Annotated in this window: 1 protein-coding gene; it reads left to right on the top strand. The window is 27.7% G+C overall.

Going from position 1 to position 1,133, the window contains the following annotated elements:
- Nucleotides 1-158: 158 nt before the first annotated feature.
- Nucleotides 159-1,133, top strand: a 975-nt coding sequence (locus B0186_RS11550; RefSeq protein WP_158077980.1) for an IS4 family transposase, incomplete at its 3' end; no start/stop codon positions are given.

Here is a 1,133-nt window from a genome sequence, read left to right as displayed (position 1 = left end):
GCAGTAAATATCAAGCGTTCTAGCCATTTAATAATCCTTTCACCATTAAATAATTGAGCTTATTTTATCAAAACACTGTTATTTCATACAGAATAAAAACGAAGAATTAAAAAAGTAGTAAACTATATCCATATTGACTAATAACAATGGGGATAAAAATGAAACTGAGAGAAATTTTAAGCTACGTGCCACGAGAGAAACTGATTGAATTTGGAATGGAATATAAAGTCGATAAGCAAGTAAAGAAATTGCATGGAGAAGTCATGTTTTATTTATTGCTCTTTTCGTCTTTAAATGTCAGAGAAAATAGTTTAAGAACATTAGAACAATTTTATAGTTCGGCAGCTTTTACGGGATTATTTGATAAAAAAATAGAAAAAGCAAAATATAATTCAATTAGTGATAGATTAAGAACAATTAATGTGAATTATTTTAAATCTATTTTTGAATGTGTATTTGAAAAATATGCAAGTAAATATTTAACTAAGAAAGATAATATTATTGCATTTGATTCAACAACGGTAACCTTATCGAGCAAATTATTAAAGGAGGGCATTAAAGTAGGAAGTAGTGATAATGTAAAGGGTATTAAATATAGCGTTGCCTTTTCAGGTGTGCCAATTATGTCAAAAGTCTTTAGAGAACGTATTTATGCATCAGAAGAAGTTGCATTAAAGGAATTGATTTTAGATTGTCCTTTAAGTAAAGACAATATTTTGCTATTTGATATGGGGATACAGTCTCGAGCTAGCTTTGATGAGTTTAGTGATAAGGGCTTAAATTTTATTACTCGAGCAAGAGAAGAAGTGAGATATGTTGAGCAAAGTCATAATTCTGCTTCAGTAGGTCAAGAAAATGAGAAATTAGTGATTGAGAGTGACTTAATTGTAAAATTATTTAATAAAAAGAATAAAGAAACACAACATGATTTACGATTAATTAAATGTAAATTAAAAGAAGATGAAAAAAGCCTTTATTTTCTGACAAATAATAAAAGATATAGCGCATTAGAAATTGCAGAATTATATAAGAAACGTTGGGAAATTGAGGTTTTCTTTAAATTTTTGAAACAGCATTTAAATTTTAGTCATTTATTATCTCGTCATGATAATGGTATGCAAGTAGAGATGTAT

The organism is Canicola haemoglobinophilus (assembly GCF_002015075.1).
Lineage (GTDB): Bacteria > Pseudomonadota > Gammaproteobacteria > Enterobacterales > Pasteurellaceae > Canicola > Canicola haemoglobinophilus.
Note: the sequence above shows the minus strand (reverse complement) of the source record. Positions and strands in the feature narration are given on the sequence as shown.